Genomic DNA, 18,608 nt, shown 5'->3' with positions numbered 1-18,608 from the left:
GGGAAACGTGTTTTGGAGTAGCATATAAAAAGCCCCGCTCCCACAGCTCGCTGACGGGGCGGGGTTACAGGGTTGCGAGGTTCTTGGGTTGCCTCTGAGGGGAACGTCAGTGCGCTATTTCATTATTTCTGCCTTTATTCGATGATTAAGGGAACGTCGGTGCGCTATTTCTCTCATTTACGTGTGAATACGAGATTTTTAGGTGAATAGCGCATCCTTGTTCCCCATCGGCTAAAAATAATCATATAACACGTAAATAGAGCATCCTCGTTCCCCTCGGAGGAAGGTATGACGTTCCATTATGATTTGGACGCAACCAATCTAGCTACTGGTAGGATCGTTAGTGGTGTTCATGTAGCTCATTCCTGTGGGTTTGTGTGAAAAGTGTACTTTTGGTGGGGAGCGTGTTTTGGAGTAGCATATAAAAAGCCCCGCTCCCACAGCTGTCGCTGGCGGGACGCGGTTACAGGGTTGCGAGGTTCTTGGGTTGCCTCTGAGGGGAACGTCAGTGCGCTATTTCTCTCATTTACGTGTGAATACGATAAATTTGGATGAATAGCGCATTCTCCTTCCCTTTCGACCAAAAATAATCATATTTCACCTAAATAGCGCATCCTCGTTCCCCTCGGACGTAGGTATGACGTTCCATTATGATTTGGACCCAACCAATCTAGCTACTGGTAGGATCCTTAGTGGTGTTTATGTAGCTCATTCCTGCATAGTTTGTGTGAAAAGTGTACTTTTGGTGGGGAGCGTGTTTTGGAGTAGCATATAAAAAGCCCCGCTCCCACAGCTGTTGCTGGCGGGGCGGGGTTACAGGGTTGCGAGGTTCTGGGGCTCTTGGGCTCTTGGGCTCTTGGGCTCTTGGGCTCTTGGGCTCTTGGGCTCTTGTCTTTCTGCGTTCCTACGTTGCCAAGATGCCGAGAAACACAGGGTTTGACTCAGCTTTACAAAGCCCCACCACCCCTCACGTCCCTATATTCGGAAACCGAATATAGATCCGCGTACCAACGCCGAGCTCGCTTGCGATGCTCAGGCCGTACTGCTCGCCGAACACCAGCTGGATGCGGCGATGCACGTTCATCATGCCGATGCCGCCACTGTTGCCGGCACCCTTATGCAGCTTCGCTTCCGCCAATTGATTGGCGCTCAGCTGCTTGTTTAGCGAAGCTAGATGCTCCGGCGACATTCCGACGCCGTTATCCTCGAGGACGATAATCAGATCATCGTCCTGCACCCACGCATCCAGCCGAATATAGTGATGCTCCTCGATCCCATCCGCGAAGCCGTGCTGGAAAATATTTTCGATCAACGGCTGCAAGGTAAGCCGGGCCGTCTTCTTCAAGAAGAATTCCGGCGGAATTCTTACGTCCAGCTCGAACTCCCGCCCCACCCTGTGCTTCATGATCGTCATGTAGTTCAGCACATGCTTAAGCTCGTTGACGATTGCCGTCTCTTCGATATGTGTCTGCACCGAGTAGCGAAACATCGTGGCGATGGCATCCACAATCTCCGTTATTTCGGTGGATTGTTGAATGACAGCGTAGACGATAATATTTTCCAACGTATTGTATAGAAAATGCGGATTGATTTGCAGCTGCAGCGATTGCAGCTCGGCCTTCTGTCGCTCCAATTCAGCGTCCTTCTTGCTGAGCTCCGTTCGGTACAAGGTGTCCATTAATTCCGACAATGACACGACCATCAAATTATAGCGCTGGATCAACTCATCGAGCTCATTCTTCGTTTGCAGCTGGGGGATTTTCACCCAGTTTCCTTTTTCCGTTTGGCGCATGCCATTTTTCAAAATTTGAATCGGCTTCGTAATGTTTCGGCCAAATCGATAGGATAGCAACAAGGCCAGCAGTAAAGTAATGCCACCCACCCAGAAGGAGGAGTAGCGAATGCTCGATAAGGGCCGATTAATATCCGCCGTCGGAATCGACACCATGAGGTTCCAGCCCGTATAAGCCGACTTGGAGCTAACGACCATGCGTTCTTCCCCAAACGACGAATCCTTGAAGGATTTCAAGTCATTCCCTTCTATTTTCGCCATCAGCGCCTTGTTCACCGTAGTACCGATTCGCTGCTTGTCCGGATGATAGACGATGCGCCCGTCATTATCGACAATGGCAAAAAATCCGCTCGGCCCCAAATTGATCCCCTTCCACAAGGTTGCGAACTCATCCGCTTTAATCTCGATAGCCAGAATCCCCTTGAACTCATTGAACACTTCGCCATGAATTTTACGCGCTAACGTTATGAATTGGTTATTGCTCTCCGAGAAGACACTGTTGCTAATGATAGTCATGTTTCCAAGCGCATCGGTCTCTTTGTCGAGCTCTTCCATCGTAAAAGCAGGCACTGGATCAACGATTGGCTTCAGCGCTGGGTTCTCGTAATACACATAATTATCAAAATAATCGGCCAAATAGACGGTCATAATCTCTGGTGATTTAATAAAGAGCGGATTAATAACGTTATCCATCAAGTTATCCGTGAACTGATAGTACTCGTAATCGCCTGTTGGCGGGTCGTCGAGGAACTTTTTGACGGAGCTATTGGTAAAAAGCGACAGATGCGCGCGCTCATAATTTTTCAAATATAAATCTGTATGATTGACCGCGTTCGATACAATTTCCGTCAAATGCTGCTCCGTTTGCTCCTTCAGCTTATTCGAAGAAATATAGTAAGAGGAGAACCCGATCGACATGACAGTGATCAGAACAATAGCAGCCACATAGGCAAAAATGCTGCGAGCTAACGATGGCTTCATTATTTGATCCCCATCATATGCCGGTATTCAAGCGGTGAAAGGCCTGTGACTTTTTTGAACATCCGGGAAAAATGCGGGTAGTTCTCATAGCCGATCTCATACGCGATATCGTTCGTGCGGTAGTGCGGCATTTCCAGCATCCGCTTCGCCAGCTCAATTCTTTTGGTAATGCGATATTGCACAAAGGTTTCCTTGAACACCTTCTTGAACAACAAGCTCAAGTAAGGCGGCGTAATGCCCAGATATTCGGCAACGTCCTCTAGGGAGAGACTATTGGTGATATTGGCATCCATATAAATTTTCGCTTTCTGCATAAGATCCTGACCACCTCGTTGCAGCGCCAGCTCATCGATCATCTTCATGATTTGCTCCTGAAGCTGCAGGAAGTAAGCCATCATATCCGTAGTATCCGTTATTTCTTCCGTTTTTGGCAGAAAGCTGCGAAGAGATAATCGMTTTTTGAGCATAGGCAGGCAATCCTGCAGCAGCTGAATGAACGCAGAATCCGAGGAGGAAGCCGACTTGCAGTACAACCGCAATTCCTCCAAATGCGCCTCTACCGCATCAATCCGCAGCGTCCAGATGGCCTCTACAATTTTCTCAATCCAATCCTCATACTTGGAAATGGATAACATCGCATGACCGCTCTGTGAAATCAGCTTCGTCAGCAGATCATGGATTTTGACCGGCGTAAACGGTTTCAATACATATTCTTTAACCCCATAAGACATACCCGCCTGGGCATATTCGAAGTCACCATAACCGGAAATAATAACTTTCTGAATCAACGGATATTTCTCATGCACCTGCTTACACAGCTCGAGTCCATCCATCTTCGGCATCCGAATATCTGTAAAAAGCAGCTGCGGCATCGATTCTTCGATCATTTGCAGCGCCTTCACACCATTGCTTGCCGTGCGTATGGATTCAAATGTATGTGAATGCTGTTTCAACATAATAACCATACCTTTTAGAATAAGCGGTTCGTCGTCTACAATCAGAATTTGCTTCATCCAGCCGCCCCCCTTTTATGGCAAAAAACATTTATCCTCAACCCGAGAATAAATGCTTTCCACCCAATGCACAAGCTATTTTTTAGTCGCCCATCACGACGCCGTCTTTTTTGTTGTAACGTTCTGTGGCTTCCTTGATGATTTCATTTCCACCTTTGGCTTTCCAATCTTCCAATGCTTTCGGCCAATCGGAAATCGGTTCCTTGCCATACACCATTTTCAGCATATGATCTAGAATGACTGGTGGCATATCGGAGAACTTCAGACCCGCATCTGTAAACTTCGCTGTCGTTGTAAGCTCCGGTGCGAAGGAGATCCCATTTCTTCCCTCTTTGGTCACGATGGTGTCAAATTGTGTAATTAGCTTTTTACCATCTTCGGTTGTGTTCAAAAGTGTTCTATTCAGCGCTGTATCTTCCACCAGTCTCAGCATGACGGAGCGGAACTGCTCTTCAAGGGAGCCTTCTGGAGTCGTCGGTTGTTTGTAAACGACTTTATTATCTTGCATCGTGTACGTGTCGCCTTCAATCCCGAAGTTAAAGAATCGATCGCCCGCTTCTGTCACCATGTAGTTCATCATTTTCACAATCGCAATCGCTTTCTCCTTGCTGACCTTGCTATTGATGTAGGACAATCCGCCAGTGTAGCTGTATTTCATCATGCCGCCCTTGCCATCATCACCGACTGGAGACGGAATAATGACCACTTCGGATTTCGCGTTGGCAGGCTTCGTCGTACTGATCCAGTTCATCAGCAGATTCGCGTTGTGGTTCCATACCCCGGATTTACCGGCATTAATGTTATTCGTCCATTTGTTCCCGTCAAGACTTGCGAAATCCTTCGCCATTAAGCCTTCATCGTACATCGTTTTGTAGACGGTCAGTGCTTTTTGCATCGCTTCCACTTTAAAAAACTTTGGTACAACTTGATCGCCAATTTTCTCGAACATCGTGCTATACGGCATAACGTCATATGCTCCGAAAATCACATCGGAATAGACGAAATCTTTCCGGAAGGCATACGGTTCAGCAACACCATTCTTCTTCATTGCCCTTAATACGTTGAGGAAATCGTCAACCGTCTTGGGAACTGGCAACCCTGTTTGATCCAGCAAATCTTTACGGATAAATGTGGAGCGACGGCTTGCGTTGGACAAATATTCAGGAATCGCATAGATCTTGCCGTTGTACTTCACTTCGTTCCACGCTTGCTCGGGAATCGCTTTCAATAAATCTTTGCCATATTCTTTGAGAAGGTCATCAAGCGGCATAAACAATCCGCCTTTGATCGCTCCGCTCATATCTGGACCCTGCGGGAACATCCCTTGAATCGTGTTCATGACATCCGGCAGATCCGTGCTGGCGAACATCAAGGCTGTCTTCGGTTTGAACTCCGCATGCGGCACAAGACGAAGATCAAGCTGCGTATTCGTCAATTCGCCTAGCTTTTTCACCCATTTATCATTGTTGATGTCTGTGCTGCTGAGTGCATATTTATTCAAGGAGTCACTTAAGGAGATGGAGATTTTCACCGGTGCTTGCGCTTTTGTGGAACTTGCAGGGCTTGCAGGATTTGCTGGGCTTGCACTAGTTCCAATCGTACTCGTTGAAGAATTGGAGCAACCCGCGATAACCGCAACCATGAGCGTTGAGACGAGACCCGTTTTCAACCAAGCTTTCATTGTATATCCCCCTAATCGATATGTTGTTGATTCGTGATCATCTTATCGTGAAAGAAAAACTTGGAACATTGTGTTTTTTAAACTCAGTTGATCTTTATTATACAGCTTTTACGATTTTATCGAACCGATTAACATCCCTTTGATGAAATGCTTTTGCAGGAATGGGTACACGAGCATGATCGGAATCGTCGCAATGACGATAACGGCCATCTTCAGTCCTTCGGGCGATAAATTGGCGATATCCCCTGCTGTATTGGCTAAATCGGAGGAATCGGTTACGACAAATTCACGTAATTTCACTTGAAGCGGGAACAGCGCACGATTGTTGATAAAATAGAGCGCATTCGAATAGTTGTTCCACAACGCCACCGAATAAATGATACTCATCGTCGCCATCGCTGGCTTCGAAAGCGGCAAAATAATGCTCCAAATCGTGCGAATCTCCCCAGCACCGTCAATCCGTGCGGACTCGATCAGCTCACCGGGAATGGAAAGGAAGAATGAACGCATCACGAACAAGTTAAATGCACTGATCGCCCCAGGCAGCATTAACGCCCACAAGCTATCCAGAAGGCCAAGATTACGAACTAGCAAGTAATTCGGGATTAGCGGAGCATGAAAAATCATCGTTATGAGCACGAGCAGCAAAACATATTTGCGCTCTCGATATTCATTTCTAGACAGCGGATATGCTAAGCTTGCCGTCATGATGAGACTGATGAGTGTACCGCAAACAGTAATAATTACGCTTACACTAAAAGTGCGCCATATCGCGATTTGCTTCAGAACCGTTACGTAGTTATCCACCGTAAATTGAACAGGCCATAACACGACCTTCCCCGCACTGAGTGCAACAGGTCCACTGAAAGACTGAGCAATAATATTTAATATCGGCAGCACCATAATTAAGCTGATCAGAATGAGCCCAATTGGATTCAATAAGGATATAGTGCTTGGTTTGTGTAGGGCTGACTTGCTCTTAGACATACTTAGGAGCCTCCTTTCTTCGATTGGTTAATATAAACCCTCGCCGGTTGCTTTTTTACTGAACATGTTGGCAGTTACGATAAGAACGAACCCAATTACCGACTTAAATAGACCAATGGCTGTCGTGTAGCTGTATTCACGCTGAATGAGCCCCACACGATAAATGTACGTATCCAAAATATCCCCCTGCGAATTGTTCAAAGGATTCAAAAACACGAATACGCGTTCAAAGCCTAAATCCAGAAAATTACCAATTTGCAATAGAAAGAGGATCGTAATCGTCGTTAAAATACTCGGGATCGTAATGGCCCATGTTTGTTTCCACCGTGTTGCTCCATCAATTTGCGCTGCTTCGTACAAGTCTGGATTAATTCCGCTCATCGCTGCCAAATAAATAATGGTACTCCAGCCTGCATCGCGCCAAACGCTTGAGCTGACGATAATGGTCCGGATGAAGGAATCTTCCCCCATGAAATAAATCGGTTCATGTCCGAACAGCGTCACGATATAGTTAACGACTCCGCTTGTCGGATTTAAGATTTCAATCACAATGCCGCCAACCACCACCCAAGACAGAAAGTGAGGCAAGTAGACGGCCGTCTGGACGAAACGTTTGAAAATCTGGTTGCGCAGCTCATTCATCATTAATGCCAATAGGATCGGGATCGGGAAGGCGAAGAACAAGGTGTAGAAGCCGATGGCCATTGTGTTTTTTAAAATACGCCAGAAATCCGCGTACTCGAACATGCGCCGGAAATTGTCCAAGCCCACCCAATCGCTTTTCCATATCCCCGTGAAAATACTGTAGTCCTGGAAGGCCATCACGGACCCCGTCAGCGGGATATATTTGAAGATTAAAAAGTAAACAATGCCCGGAATCGACAGCAGGTACAGCACCTTGTAGCGGTTGTAGTAGGTCAATACCCCTGATTTTCTCACCGTTTGCTCTTGAGGTTTGCTCGCTGTCTGCTTGACCTCTGAATAGCTCATATTCTCCATCACCCTATCGTCGTTGTTATGTATGAAGTGTACCGTAGGCGAGCCGAAAGAGGGATACCGTGAATTAAGGGCACTTATCTTTTTTTAATATTTGACTCTACTCTTCCACCATCTCCACCATCTCCATCATCTCCATCATCTCCACCATCTCCACCATCTCCACCATTTGAGTACTCTAACTAAACCTCTTAGTCATTTCATCGACCCCACTCCTTCCACCATTTCCACCATCCAAGCTCCTTCGCTTCACCCTTGGTCATTTGAGTAGCTTGATTTTGAAGTGACTGCTTCACCTATTGCCTCGTCGCCGAAATAACTGGATTTTCTCCAGCTAATTCCGCTCATTTCGCCAGGTAATCAGGATTAACTGGATAAAGTACATCTAAATTTGGCCATATGCGCGATATCGAGCTAAATCAGCAAATTTAACTACATGTTTTACATCTAATTGGTGAAATGTGGTATTTACGACGAAAATAGCTGTATGTTTTCCAGTTATTCGTTGCTAGGGGGCTGACTGAGGCATGATGGACAAGAGGTACTGGGGAGGGCTAAGGAAAGCTACTGTAGTGAGACTGAGGTAAGTTACTGCGCAGCGTTACTTCTACGGGAGGTGCGTTACTTCGCCCCCCACTACTTAACTCCACGTAACTAAGTGAACTAATAGTGCCTTCTTGTCGGCCAACCCTGCCTCCCTTATACTTACAGCACAATGGTAAATGAGAGGATGATTGTAACAGATGAAATATAGAAACATGGGACGCAGTGGGTTAAAAGTAAGTGAAATCGCCTTAGGAAGCTGGCTAACCTATGGAACAGCTGCCGAGCAAAAAGCCGCGGATGCTTGCATCGCGAAAGCTTTTGAAAGCGGCATTAATTTCTTCGATACCGCGAATGCTTATAATCGTGGCGAAGGCGAGAAAGCGATGGGCGCAGCGCTAAAAGGGTACACTCGCTCGAGCTATGTGCTCTCGACGAAGGTCTATTTCCCGATGGGCGATGGCCCAAACGATCGCGGATTATCCCGCAAGCACATCTTGGAGCAATGTGATGCGAGCTTGAAACGACTTGGTGTCGACTACATCGACATCTATTTCTGCCATCGGTATGACGTTCACACACCGCTGGAAGAAACGCTTCGCGCCCTCGACGATTTGGTCACGCAAGGCAAGATTATCTACCCAGCCGTCAGCGAATGGAACGGTGCACAAATCACCGAAGCCGCAGCCATTGCTGAGCGTCTCCGTCTACGTCCGCTGATTTCGAATCAGCCGATCTATAATATGTTCGAGCGTTATATCGAGCGCGAGGTACTTCCCGTCTCCGAGCAAAAAGGGCTCGGTCAGGTCGTCTTTTCACCGCTTGCGCAGGGTATCCTAACGGGCAAATACAAGCTGGGACAGCCACTTCCTGCCGATAGTCGTGCTGCGAACGATTCTGTCAATGGGGTCATCAACAGCTATTTGAATGACCGTGTGCTGCAGACCGTTCATGAACTAGAGCAAGTTGCTCAAGGGCTCGATATCTCGATCGCTCAGCTCGCGATCGCCTGGGTGCTTCGCCAACCTGGCGTAAGTTCGGCACTAATCGGCGCGACAAAGCCTGAGCAGATCGAGGAAAACGTGAAGGCTGTGGATGTTGAATTAGACACAGCAGCGTTAGAGCAAATCGAAGCTATTCTCAAAGGTGTCGCAGACTTCTCTCCAGCACGATAAATAAGCTAAACAAAGAAGCCGCTCCTAAGGTCAGAAGACCCGAAGAGCGGCTTTTATGGTAGAGTAGGGTTTATTTCCCATAAGTAGTCTTGTAATAAATACCCAATACGAGGCGTATTACTTCTTATCTAACAAATTAGAAAAGTGGGAGGCTTTTATGGATAACCGACAAATATTATCCGCTTTAAGCTATTTCAGTGTATTTTTTGCTCCTTTTCTTTTGCCCATCGTTATTTATTTCGTAGTTTCGGACCGTGAGGTTAAGCATCACGCCAAATGGGCGTTCCTCTCACATTGCTTGCCCGTCGCAGGCTTCATTCTTACCTGGATATTGGGTTTAAACAGCATAGTTAATGGCGGTCACATGTCACAGTTCGTCATACCGTTGATACTAACCGGGCTTGCCTATTTGGTGGTGTTTATCTGGAATATTGTGATGGGCATTAAGGTGTTAGCTCGTTGAAAAGACCACCTAACACATCCGCGCATGGGGAAAGTTACTGCCCCCTCTTTGCATACACATAGAAATAGTACGTATACGGATTCGCTTCATCCGTAATTCCTTGTTCGACAGAAATTTCATCCCACTCCGAATAATCTACCTCAGGAAAATAGGTATCTCCATCGAATTCATGATTGATTTTGGTCATATAGAGCTTGTCTACATAAGGTAAAAATAGACGATATATTTCTTCGCCGCCAAAAATGAAAATTTCATCTTCGCCATGGCACATCGCTAGTACTTCTGCAACGGAATGGGCGACCTCGCACCCCTGGGCGGAATAGCTCGTATCCCTAGTCAGGATGATGTTCCGTCTACCAGGCAACGCTTTGCCGATGGACTCGAAATTTTTCCTCCCTAAAATGATCGAATGCCCCATCGTCGTTTTCTTTACATACTGCCACTCTTTGGGCAGTCGCCACGGCAGGTCATTATTTTTACCAATCACACGATTCTTGTCCATAGCTACTATGAATGAAATTGTCAAATAGATCACTGCCTTATCTTGAATTTACGGTTCCGTAACAGATAATTTCATCCGTATGCCCGCTATGGTTTGCCCTATATGATTTGTTTTCTTCTCTACCAAATAGGGCTTAAACCCTAGCTTGGTATAAAATAGCAATCCTCTTATGTTCACATTATGACAAACGAGATGCAGCTCTTGCACCTTCAGCTCATCTTTCGATTTGGCAATCATCGTGCGAATTAAGGATTCGGCTGCTCCCGTACCTCTGGCTTCTGGAGAAACAATGACGTTGCCAAGCCAACAGTGCATATCTACCTCTAAACCATATATGTTCGCGTACCCCAGTATCTGCCCCTTCTCATCTACCACGACAGTTTGCTTCAATCTACTCTTAGTTGACTCCACGAGTTGTTCAGAAGTAAGCGGGTATTGCATCAAAGGTGACATATAATACAGCTCTTCCGCATTGCGCGGAAAGGAGCTAATTGTCTCGAAATCCTCGTTAGTTGCTGATCTACATGTGAACATGGACATCCCTCCTTTATCAAAAAGCGGAAAATGATAGCGACTATGCCCGGTTTGAGAATTAGGGGTAGCGGCGGCTGCGAGAGCACTTTAAGGCCCGAAATGGGCCTTATTTCGCCGGCGCAACGGCGCGAGCTGCACGTTAACGCCCAAAATGGGCGCTAAAGGGACTTTTTCGCGCTGCAAGGCGACCGCGGGAGCACTTTAAGGCCCGAAATGGGCCTTATTTCGCCGGTGCGCCGGCGTGGGCTGCCCTTTAACGCCAAAAAGGCGTTAAAGGGGCTTGCACATAGCCATACAATTTCGTGAGGCAGCTCACGTTTCCTTTATTTATCTCCGCGACGCTATCAAACGACAAAATGAGAGAGTTTATGTCGAATAAGGAAATATATGGGTGGGTCCATGTGAGCAGGACCATAAGCACTTACTAGATTAGTCGAATCTAGTATTTAATTGAAATGACCATCGGTCAAATACATAGATTGATTTTGTTTTCGATTTTGTTTTCGGTTTCTCTTTCAGTTCCATACTCTATTTTGCAGGAGGTCTCCTATTGAAAAACTACACCGCGAAGATGACTAGAGTTTTACTGGCAACAAGTTTAACCGCAGGACTTTTCTCAACAGCCGCTTTCACAACTGCAACATCTGCGTTTGCAGCAGAATCTGATTACGCTGACGCACTTAAAGCACCCCCTGTCGATTTGAATATCGTCGATGATGACCGACTGGCCAAAGGCTTAATGGACCGAGGGCTGTTAAGTAAAAGCGCTACGCCTGAACAAATCAGTAAAGCTGTCAAATCGTATGTTGCTGCCAAGAACAATAAAATGGCGCCAACAACCAAAATGGACAAGCAAAATAATGAAATCGACAGAAGATCGAAGGAGTTCATTGCGAAGCAAAAAGGTAAGCTTTTATCGCAGCTGAACAAAGGCCATCAGGATTTGAAGAATGGTCTCCCCAATGGCATCCCAATTCCATCCGCCAAACAAGCTGCCTACAACGGCCCCGTGCGTGAGGACAAAGTCCTCGTTCTTTTGACCGAATTCTCGGATTTTAAGCATAACAATGTGAAGCAAGAACCTGGATTCATGTTTGCCAAAGATTTTAACCGTGACCATTATCAGAATCTCATGTTTGGCAATAAAGATTTCACTTTATTCGACGGTTCTAAGATCAAAACCTTCAAACAATACTACGAAGAGCAATCGGGTGGGAGCTATACGGTGGATGGCTATGTCTCCGATTGGTTAACCGTTCCAGGCAAAGCTGGGGAATATGGGGATGACAACCCAGCTGGAGGCCATGATAACCTCAACCCCAAAGGGCCTCGAGATCTGGTGAAGGACGCGCTGAATGCTGCAGTTGCAACCGGCCTTAATCTTGCTGACTATGACAAGTTCGATTTATATGATTTGGATGGCGATGGCGATCAGAATGAACCCGATGGTCTAGTCGATCATCTGATGATTATTCATGCAGGTACGGGCCAAGAAGCTGGCGGCGGTCAGTTAGGCGATAATGCCATCTGGTCTCATCGTTGGACGCTAAGCAGTGTGTATGCGATTCCGGGAACAACGGCGGGGGTTGACTATTGGGGTGGCCGAATGGCTGCATATGATTATACGATCCAGCCTGAAGATGGCGCTGTGGGGGTATTTGCTCATGAGTACGGTCATGACTTAGGATTGCCAGATGAATATGATACCCAGTATTCCGGGCAAGGTGAGCCGATTGCCTCTTGGTCCATCATGAGTGGCGGCAGCTGGAACGGCAACATTGCGGGGACAACACCAAGCTCTTTTTCACCTCAAAATAAGGAGTTCTTTCAGAAAACCATGGGTGGCAACTGGGYCAATGTGACTGAAATTGACTCTTCCAACATTACGAAATTAGGTAAGGCTGCCATCATTGATCAGAGTGTAACGAAGTCCAACAATCCAGGTATCGTCAAAGTGACTTTGCCAGATAAAGCAGTGGCAGGCATCCAGCCAGCGTTCGGGACGAAGTATTATTACAGCACGAAAGGCGATAACCTGCATACGACGCTTTCCACGCCCGAGTTTGATTTATCCCAAGCACAAACAGCTACATTTGATTTTAAAACGCTCTATGATGTCGAGTTTGAATATGACTATTTAACAGTTACAGCTTCGACCTACAACGAGCAAGTAACCCTCGATATCATTGGCGACAATGACACGAATGGCGACGCGCGTGCAGAAACCACGAACGGAGCTTGGGTAGACAAGTCCTATGATTTAAGCCATTTTGCTGGTAAAAAAGTAACTCTCCACTTCGACTACGTCACGGATGGCGGGCTCGCGTTGAATGGTTTTGCGATGGATAATGCGAAATTAACCGTGAATGGTCAAGTCGTATTCTCCGACGATGCCGAAGGCGCTTCTCATTTTAACCTTGACGGCTTTGTCGTCTCGAACGGTATTGAATTTAAGAAGCACTATTACTACCTGGAGTGGAGAAATTACGCGGGGTCCGATAAAGCTCTTGCCTTTAGCCGTGGTGTCAAATACAATACCGGACTTCTTGTGTGGTACGCAGATGATAGTTATTTGGACAACTGGACCGGTATTCACCCTGGAGAAGGATTCCTTGGCGTCGTAGATTCTCACGCTGATGCGATGATTTTCAAGAAAGATGGACAAGATTCTGTCTCACAAACAACACGTTATCAAGTAGCGGACGCAGCCTTCTCGCTGGACAAAACACCATCCTGGTACATCAACAACCCTACCCGTGGTGAATATACGTATAAATCTCTGCAAGGCGTCGAGGAATTCTCTGATTCCAATAGCTATATGAACGCATTGATTCCAGATGCCGGGCGCCTAGTGCCGAATTTCGGATTAAAGTTCCGAGTCGTTGGTGAAGCCAAGGATAACTCTGCTGGATTGATTTGGATTCATAAGTAAGGATAATATGAACAAGACAAGAACCCCTAGCCTACTCAGCTAAGGGGTTCTTGTTATTAGTAACCTTAAGGTACGTATTTTTATTCTACTAGCTCAACAACCACTAATGTCCATATATCAAGACGAGGGATTGTCAAGACGAGTGTTTTGCCGCGATCCCTTTCCTCTATCTCGTATTGTGCTTGCTGTGGCCTCCCCATCTCGTCATCTGGAGTCGAAATAAAGACCGATTTCACATCCGATTCCAGCAAAATAGTTAATGAAAAATCATTCTGCGGAGTTGGTTTTTCCTTCCCTGTATTCCAATAATCGTCTGATACACCACAAAGGTTAATCAGGTTCACCACTTTCATTCCCGGCTTTTCTTTGATTAGTGTCCAAACCTTGTTCGCTTCACCGTAAGTACTGTATGAAACATTCTCGAAAACATATTCAAGATTATCGCCATCCACATGTGTCATCGAAACGTCCCTTAACTCTGGGTCAAATAGGACAGTAGCATACCTGATGATGAAATCGTAATACACTCGAATGTCTCGGAAGAAGGAGTCAGACAACACAGAGTAATCCACATAATAGCCTTGGGTTAGCACACCCTTATTCTCGCCCAACAGCAAATGGTAACCGCCGCTGGCCGAGATCACTGCCGTTAGAATCAGCGCAGCATGGTTTGCTCGGTCCATGGATGCATCACCTGTCTCCATGAAGGGCTGTAAATAAGCTGCCAATATCACCGGCTTCCCCTTACCGTATTGCTGCGCCCAGCGTAAGATTTGAACGATATGATGATACCGCTCATAAGGTTTCCAAACCTCAATATAAATAACATCCTGTTCAGCGCACGCAACCGTGTCGACCGGCCAATTCCCCACATTATTGAAAATGAGGCATAAGTCCTCTGTACTCTGCTCAAGTAGTTTACGCGTATTATTGATCAGTACTGGAAAGTGCTCATCCAGCCTCACAATCTTATCCTCATTAGCTAGCTTGGAAATGGCTATTTTCGGTGAACCATACGTATCCATGTGAATACCGTCAAATTGCAACTCCTCAATCGTCCGCTTATACTGCTCAATGATATGGCGATGCCACGGTGACTCTTCAGCTATGTTCATCAAGTAAAAAATGCGAATAAAATCGAGAACCTTTCCATTGCTGCCATAAAGCGCCCAATCGGTATGCTGCTCATAAAACTCTCGACTTGCCGCATATACAGCGCCATAAGCAATCGCCTTCATACCAACGCTGTGACACAAGGCAATCTTCTCCTCAATCACTTTCCGGCTGGACACCTTGCCCATTAAATCTGAATAGACATCCACCGTTGCTACCAGGTCATCATGACGATACATCCAATCGTAGAACTGTACGAGGTTGATGTGAAGCTTGGTCATTTGCTTGATATCTTCACTGTCGCCAGCTTCATTCGGGTGAAAGTCACTTAGAAATCCATACCTTGGCGATTGTCTCCAGTTCGTAACCACATCGAAGGACGTTGAATTTACCTGGAGCCACTCCTCTTCCAGATACAAATGAACATCAACACCGTAGCCTTTAAACGTTACATCCTTAGGGCTAATCATCAACTGGATGGTTTGCTGTCCAGGACCTGATCTTCCAATCTTGTGACGATAGACTTCAATCTCCAGGTTCAAATCGTAAACTTTCGCTTCCAATTCAACTTGCCCGTCATCCAATGCAAATGGAAGATCTAACTCAATGGCAATGGAGATCGGTTGATTTCTCAGAAACTGTGCTTTTTGTGGATAGACATCATGTACAATTGGCTTCACTCTTCTCATCCCTTCAATGCACCTGCCGTGATGCCTTTAATAAAATATTTTTGGAAAATAAGAAACGCAAGTACAGCTGGAGTGAGCCCAATCACTGCTGCGGCGGCCATTAAATTCCACTGTGCCCCATATTTTTGAAAAAAAATGGAGATGGCGAGGGGGACGGTATGCATCGTCTGACTTTGCAAGAAAAAGACCGCCTGACCGTAATTGTTCCATATCCCAAGTCCCGATAAAATCACAACAGCAGCGGTCACCGGCTTAACGAAATGAAAGGTTATGCGCCAAAATGCAGTAAAATAGGTGCACCCATCCATAATTGCAGATTCTTCAACCTCTCTAGGTAGCTGCTTAATAAAGCTAGCATAGAGAAAGACAGATAACGGCAAAGCAGTAGCTGCGGTAAGAAGGATCATCGCCCAATGCGTATTTATACCGCCAATCGATTTCATCAAGGTGTACAGGGGAACCGTAATAATAATGGCGGGAATCATCATACAAAGTAAGAGCAGCTGAAATACAATCCGATTAAATCGACTGTTAAAACGAGCAATGGAATAGCCTGCTGCACTTGCAAACAGTACAATAATAGCCACAGATCCTACGGTAATGATCAGCGAATTTACAATGGCGTTGCCAATTTTGGATATTTTCCAAGCGTTCACATAATTAGCAAAGTGAAAATCCGGCAGGAGGATGTTGCCATCGAAGAAGGAGCTGGATGGCGTGTTCAGCGATAAATACAGCAGTGCGTAGAATGGAATGAGCGATAAGAGGACCATGAGCGTTACGACGATATATTTCCCTAGCCTAAGTGTTGAGTTTCGCATCGCCTTCTCCTCACATCTCAATCTCTCTGGATTTCGTTAAGCGCATAAAGATGATGACAGGAATCACAATGATGACAAATAAAATCAACGCCACTGCCGTTGAATACCCTGTGAAACTGCCATACAGCATGCGCAAAATATAAATACTTAAAGATTCTGTGCTGTAACCGGGCCCCCCATCTGTTAAGGCGACAATAATTTCAAATACGCTCAAGGAGCCTATGATATTCGTCACGACATTGATTTGGATAGCCGGGTAAAGCAATGGAATGGTGATAGAGCGTAAGGTGGCAAAGTAGCCAGCTCCATCGATTTTACTGGATTCATATAACTCTGCCGGTATGGATTGAAGCCCAGCCAGATAAATTATCATAGTCATACCTACGAACTGCCAGACGTTGACCAACACGAGTACCTTCAACGCAGATGAACTATCGCCAAGCCAATTCGTGTTCATAAATCCTAGGTTCAAATTCTCCAAAATATGATAGAGAAAGCCTCTTCTCGGCTGTAAAATAAAATACCAAACGTACCCCATAATCAATGGACTAATGACTGCCGGCAAATATACGATGGCTCTAACTACGCCCTTCCCCTTAAAATTGCGATCCAAAATAAGCGCGTACACGAGTCCGAAAATATTGAGCAGCGGCGCACTTCCGAGCGCAAAAAACAGCGTATTGTACAGATCGTGCTTAGCTCTGTCATCATGGAAGAAATCGATGAAATTATGCAGCCCGACAAATTTCGCTTGGGACACACCGTTCCAATTCGTTAAGCTAATTCCTATCCCCTGTGTGAGTGGGTATATGAAGAACATCGCGAATAATAGGATGGCAGGTACTGCCATAAATTTGTGCAGATTGGTATTAATGATGCGCAAGAGATACATTGCAATCCTCTCCTAAACCCGAATGTATGAACGGCTATGAGAAAGGGAAGAGATCGGTGATCCTTCCCTTTTCGCAGGTTCATTCTATTTTACTTAGAAGCTTTCCAGCCTTTATCCCACGTCTCCTTGTACGTCTTAGCGAACTCAGCTGGTGTCTTATATTTGCCGGCAATCAACTCTTGCACCATGCGGCCTACATCGTCGCCTGAAAAGCCAGAAGGTGTATCTGTGAAGGCAATGTTTACACCGGTTTTCAGTGCTTGCGTTGCTTGATCTTGCAGCGGGCCCCAATCCGCTTTCACATCGGTGAAGGCGGAAGGTGATTTAATCGCTTCGCTGTATAACTTTAAATTTTCTGCTTTGAAGAGGAAATCAAGGAATTTCTTAGCCTCTTCCGGATGCTTGGATGCAGAAGTGATCGCATATTTGGAATCCTCGGCGGATAATACGACTGGCTTACCTCCATCTTGTAAAGCTGGGAATGGGCTGAAGCCAATATTTTTGGCAAAATCCGGATTAATCTTGAGCAGATCACCCAGCACCCACATGCCTTGGCTGAACATAGCTGCTTTCCCGGCAACAAAATCCTCTTTTTCATTATCATAGGTAGCCGTCAAAGCATCCGCATTGATCAACCCTTCATTTTTAAGCTCCATGATTCGAGCAGCGAAAGTCTCCATACTGCCGCCAGGGGCATCAAACGCAAGTTTTGCCCCATCGTTGTTAATGAACGCTTTGCGTGATTCATAAACACCATACTGCTGCTTGATGATGCCATGAGCCATAAATTCGATCAAATGCCCCATCGACCATGCTTCTTTACCCGGTAAGAACATCGGTACGACGCCTTTTTTCTTGTCTTTGATTGTTTTCAAGTTTGTTTTGAAGTCAGCCCATGTGAGTGCTTCCTTTAAGCCTAATTCAKAGAAAATTTGCTTGTTGTAAAATATACCGCCCATTGTAACTGTTGCTGCTGCCGAGAACTGCTTGCCCGTTTTAATATCCGTATTCAAATCCTTGATAGCCGGCAGCACTCTCGACCAGAAGGCAGCGTTCGATAAGTCGAGGTATTTTCCTTGATCAATGTAATCTTGGCTAACGACCGTAGTGATATCAGGTACATCGCCGGATGCGAACTTGATCTTGATCACATTGCTGGCATCCTTCTGATATTCCTGCTCAACTTTGATACCTGGATTCTCGGTTTGAAACTTGGCGATCATTTGATTAACCAAATCTACCGTTTCTACTTTACCTGTCAAAAACTTCAGCGTGACGACTTCTTTTGGTTTCTCTGTTGGCTTTTCTGTTGCTTTGGCCGATTCAGTGCTAATAGCTGTTGTTGGCTTTACCTCTTCCTTAGTTCCGCATCCTGCGGCAATACCCAAAATAACTGAAAAACACATGACCATGGATAGAGCTCTGTTCAACATGATGTTTCCTCCCTTTTCGCTTATATATAAGAAAACTTAGCAAACAGTTCTTTCTATTTCA

14 protein-coding genes are annotated in these 18,608 nt (G+C 45.9%); 3 read left to right on the top strand and 11 right to left on the bottom strand.

Annotated features, from left to right (window positions below; all coding sequences use genetic code 11):
- Positions 1-967: 967 nt before the first annotated feature.
- The 5 genes from AB4114_RS25970 to AB4114_RS25950 form a co-directional block, all read right to left on the bottom strand.
- Positions 968-2,773 carry a sensor histidine kinase gene (locus AB4114_RS25970; protein WP_441991060.1) on the bottom strand — a complete coding sequence of 602 codons (1,806 nt, stop codon included), beginning with the start codon at positions 2,771-2,773 and terminating at the stop codon, positions 968-970.
- Complete coding sequence (locus AB4114_RS25965) at positions 2,773-3,786, bottom strand: response regulator transcription factor (RefSeq protein WP_441991059.1); 1,014 nt, start codon at positions 3,784-3,786, stop codon at positions 2,773-2,775. The genes AB4114_RS25970 and AB4114_RS25965 overlap by 1 nt, the downstream gene beginning before the upstream one ends.
- A gap of 82 nt (positions 3,787-3,868) precedes the next feature.
- Complete coding sequence (locus AB4114_RS25960; protein WP_441991058.1) at positions 3,869-5,467, bottom strand: extracellular solute-binding protein; 1,599 nt, start codon at positions 5,465-5,467, stop codon at positions 3,869-3,871.
- Positions 5,468-5,575: 108 nt separating this feature from the next.
- Positions 5,576-6,454: a carbohydrate ABC transporter permease gene (locus tag AB4114_RS25955; protein WP_441991057.1), complete on the bottom strand. Its 879-nt coding sequence runs from the start codon at positions 6,452-6,454 to the stop codon at positions 5,576-5,578.
- 27 nt (positions 6,455-6,481) lie between these two features.
- Positions 6,482-7,444 (bottom strand): ABC transporter permease, encoded by a 963-nt coding sequence (locus tag AB4114_RS25950; protein ID WP_441991056.1) that lies wholly within the window; start codon positions 7,442-7,444, stop codon positions 6,482-6,484.
- 749 nt (positions 7,445-8,193) lie between these two features.
- On the opposite strand from AB4114_RS25950, the gene AB4114_RS25945 reads away from it, so the two are divergent.
- A complete protein-coding gene (locus AB4114_RS25945; RefSeq protein WP_441991055.1) occupies positions 8,194-9,168 on the top strand; it encodes an aldo/keto reductase family protein in 975 nt (324 codons plus the stop codon).
- Positions 9,169-9,325: 157 nt separating this feature from the next.
- On the top strand, positions 9,326-9,631 hold the full coding sequence (locus tag AB4114_RS25940) for a hypothetical protein (RefSeq protein WP_441991054.1): 306 nt from the start codon (positions 9,326-9,328) through the stop codon (positions 9,629-9,631).
- A gap of 34 nt (positions 9,632-9,665) precedes the next feature.
- Here the strand turns inward: AB4114_RS25940 and AB4114_RS25935 are convergent, their stop codons facing one another.
- Both AB4114_RS25935 and AB4114_RS25930 read right to left on the bottom strand, forming a co-directional pair.
- Entirely contained in the window at positions 9,666-10,157 is a 492-nt protein-coding gene (locus tag AB4114_RS25935; protein ID WP_441991053.1) for a dihydrofolate reductase, read from the bottom strand.
- A 24-nt stretch (positions 10,158-10,181) separates the two neighbouring features.
- Positions 10,182-10,667: a GNAT family N-acetyltransferase gene (locus tag AB4114_RS25930; RefSeq protein ID WP_441991052.1), complete on the bottom strand. Its 486-nt coding sequence runs from the start codon at positions 10,665-10,667 to the stop codon at positions 10,182-10,184.
- Between the two features lie 571 nt (positions 10,668-11,238).
- Here AB4114_RS25930 and AB4114_RS25925 point away from each other — a divergent pair.
- The gene (locus tag AB4114_RS25925; protein ID WP_441991086.1) at positions 11,239-13,599 is read left to right on the top strand and encodes an immune inhibitor A domain-containing protein; all 2,361 of its coding nucleotides are present in this window, start codon (positions 11,239-11,241) and stop codon (positions 13,597-13,599) included.
- An 80-nt stretch (positions 13,600-13,679) separates the two neighbouring features.
- Here the strand turns inward: AB4114_RS25925 and AB4114_RS25920 are convergent, their stop codons facing one another.
- The 4 genes from AB4114_RS25920 to AB4114_RS25905 form a co-directional block, all read right to left on the bottom strand.
- Positions 13,680-15,401: a glycoside hydrolase family 66 protein gene (locus AB4114_RS25920; RefSeq protein WP_441991051.1), complete on the bottom strand. Its 1,722-nt coding sequence runs from the start codon at positions 15,399-15,401 to the stop codon at positions 13,680-13,682.
- Positions 15,398-16,222, bottom strand: a complete 825-nt coding sequence (locus AB4114_RS25915) for a carbohydrate ABC transporter permease (protein WP_441991050.1) — start codon at positions 16,220-16,222, stop codon at positions 15,398-15,400. Before AB4114_RS25915 ends, AB4114_RS25920 begins: the two co-directional genes overlap by 4 nt.
- A 10-nt stretch (positions 16,223-16,232) precedes the next feature.
- Positions 16,233-17,114, bottom strand: coding sequence for a carbohydrate ABC transporter permease (locus AB4114_RS25910; protein ID WP_441991049.1), 882 nt, complete (start codon positions 17,112-17,114; stop codon positions 16,233-16,235).
- A gap of 89 nt (positions 17,115-17,203) precedes the next feature.
- Positions 17,204-18,547: an ABC transporter substrate-binding protein gene (locus AB4114_RS25905; protein WP_441991048.1), complete on the bottom strand. Its 1,344-nt coding sequence runs from the start codon at positions 18,545-18,547 to the stop codon at positions 17,204-17,206.
- Positions 18,548-18,608 lie beyond the last annotated feature (61 nt).

This window comes from Paenibacillus sp. 2RAB27, assembly GCF_052115445.1.
Taxonomy (GTDB): Bacteria; Bacillota; Bacilli; order Paenibacillales; family NBRC-103111; genus Paenibacillus_E.
This window is presented reverse-complemented; position numbering and strand designations above follow the sequence as displayed.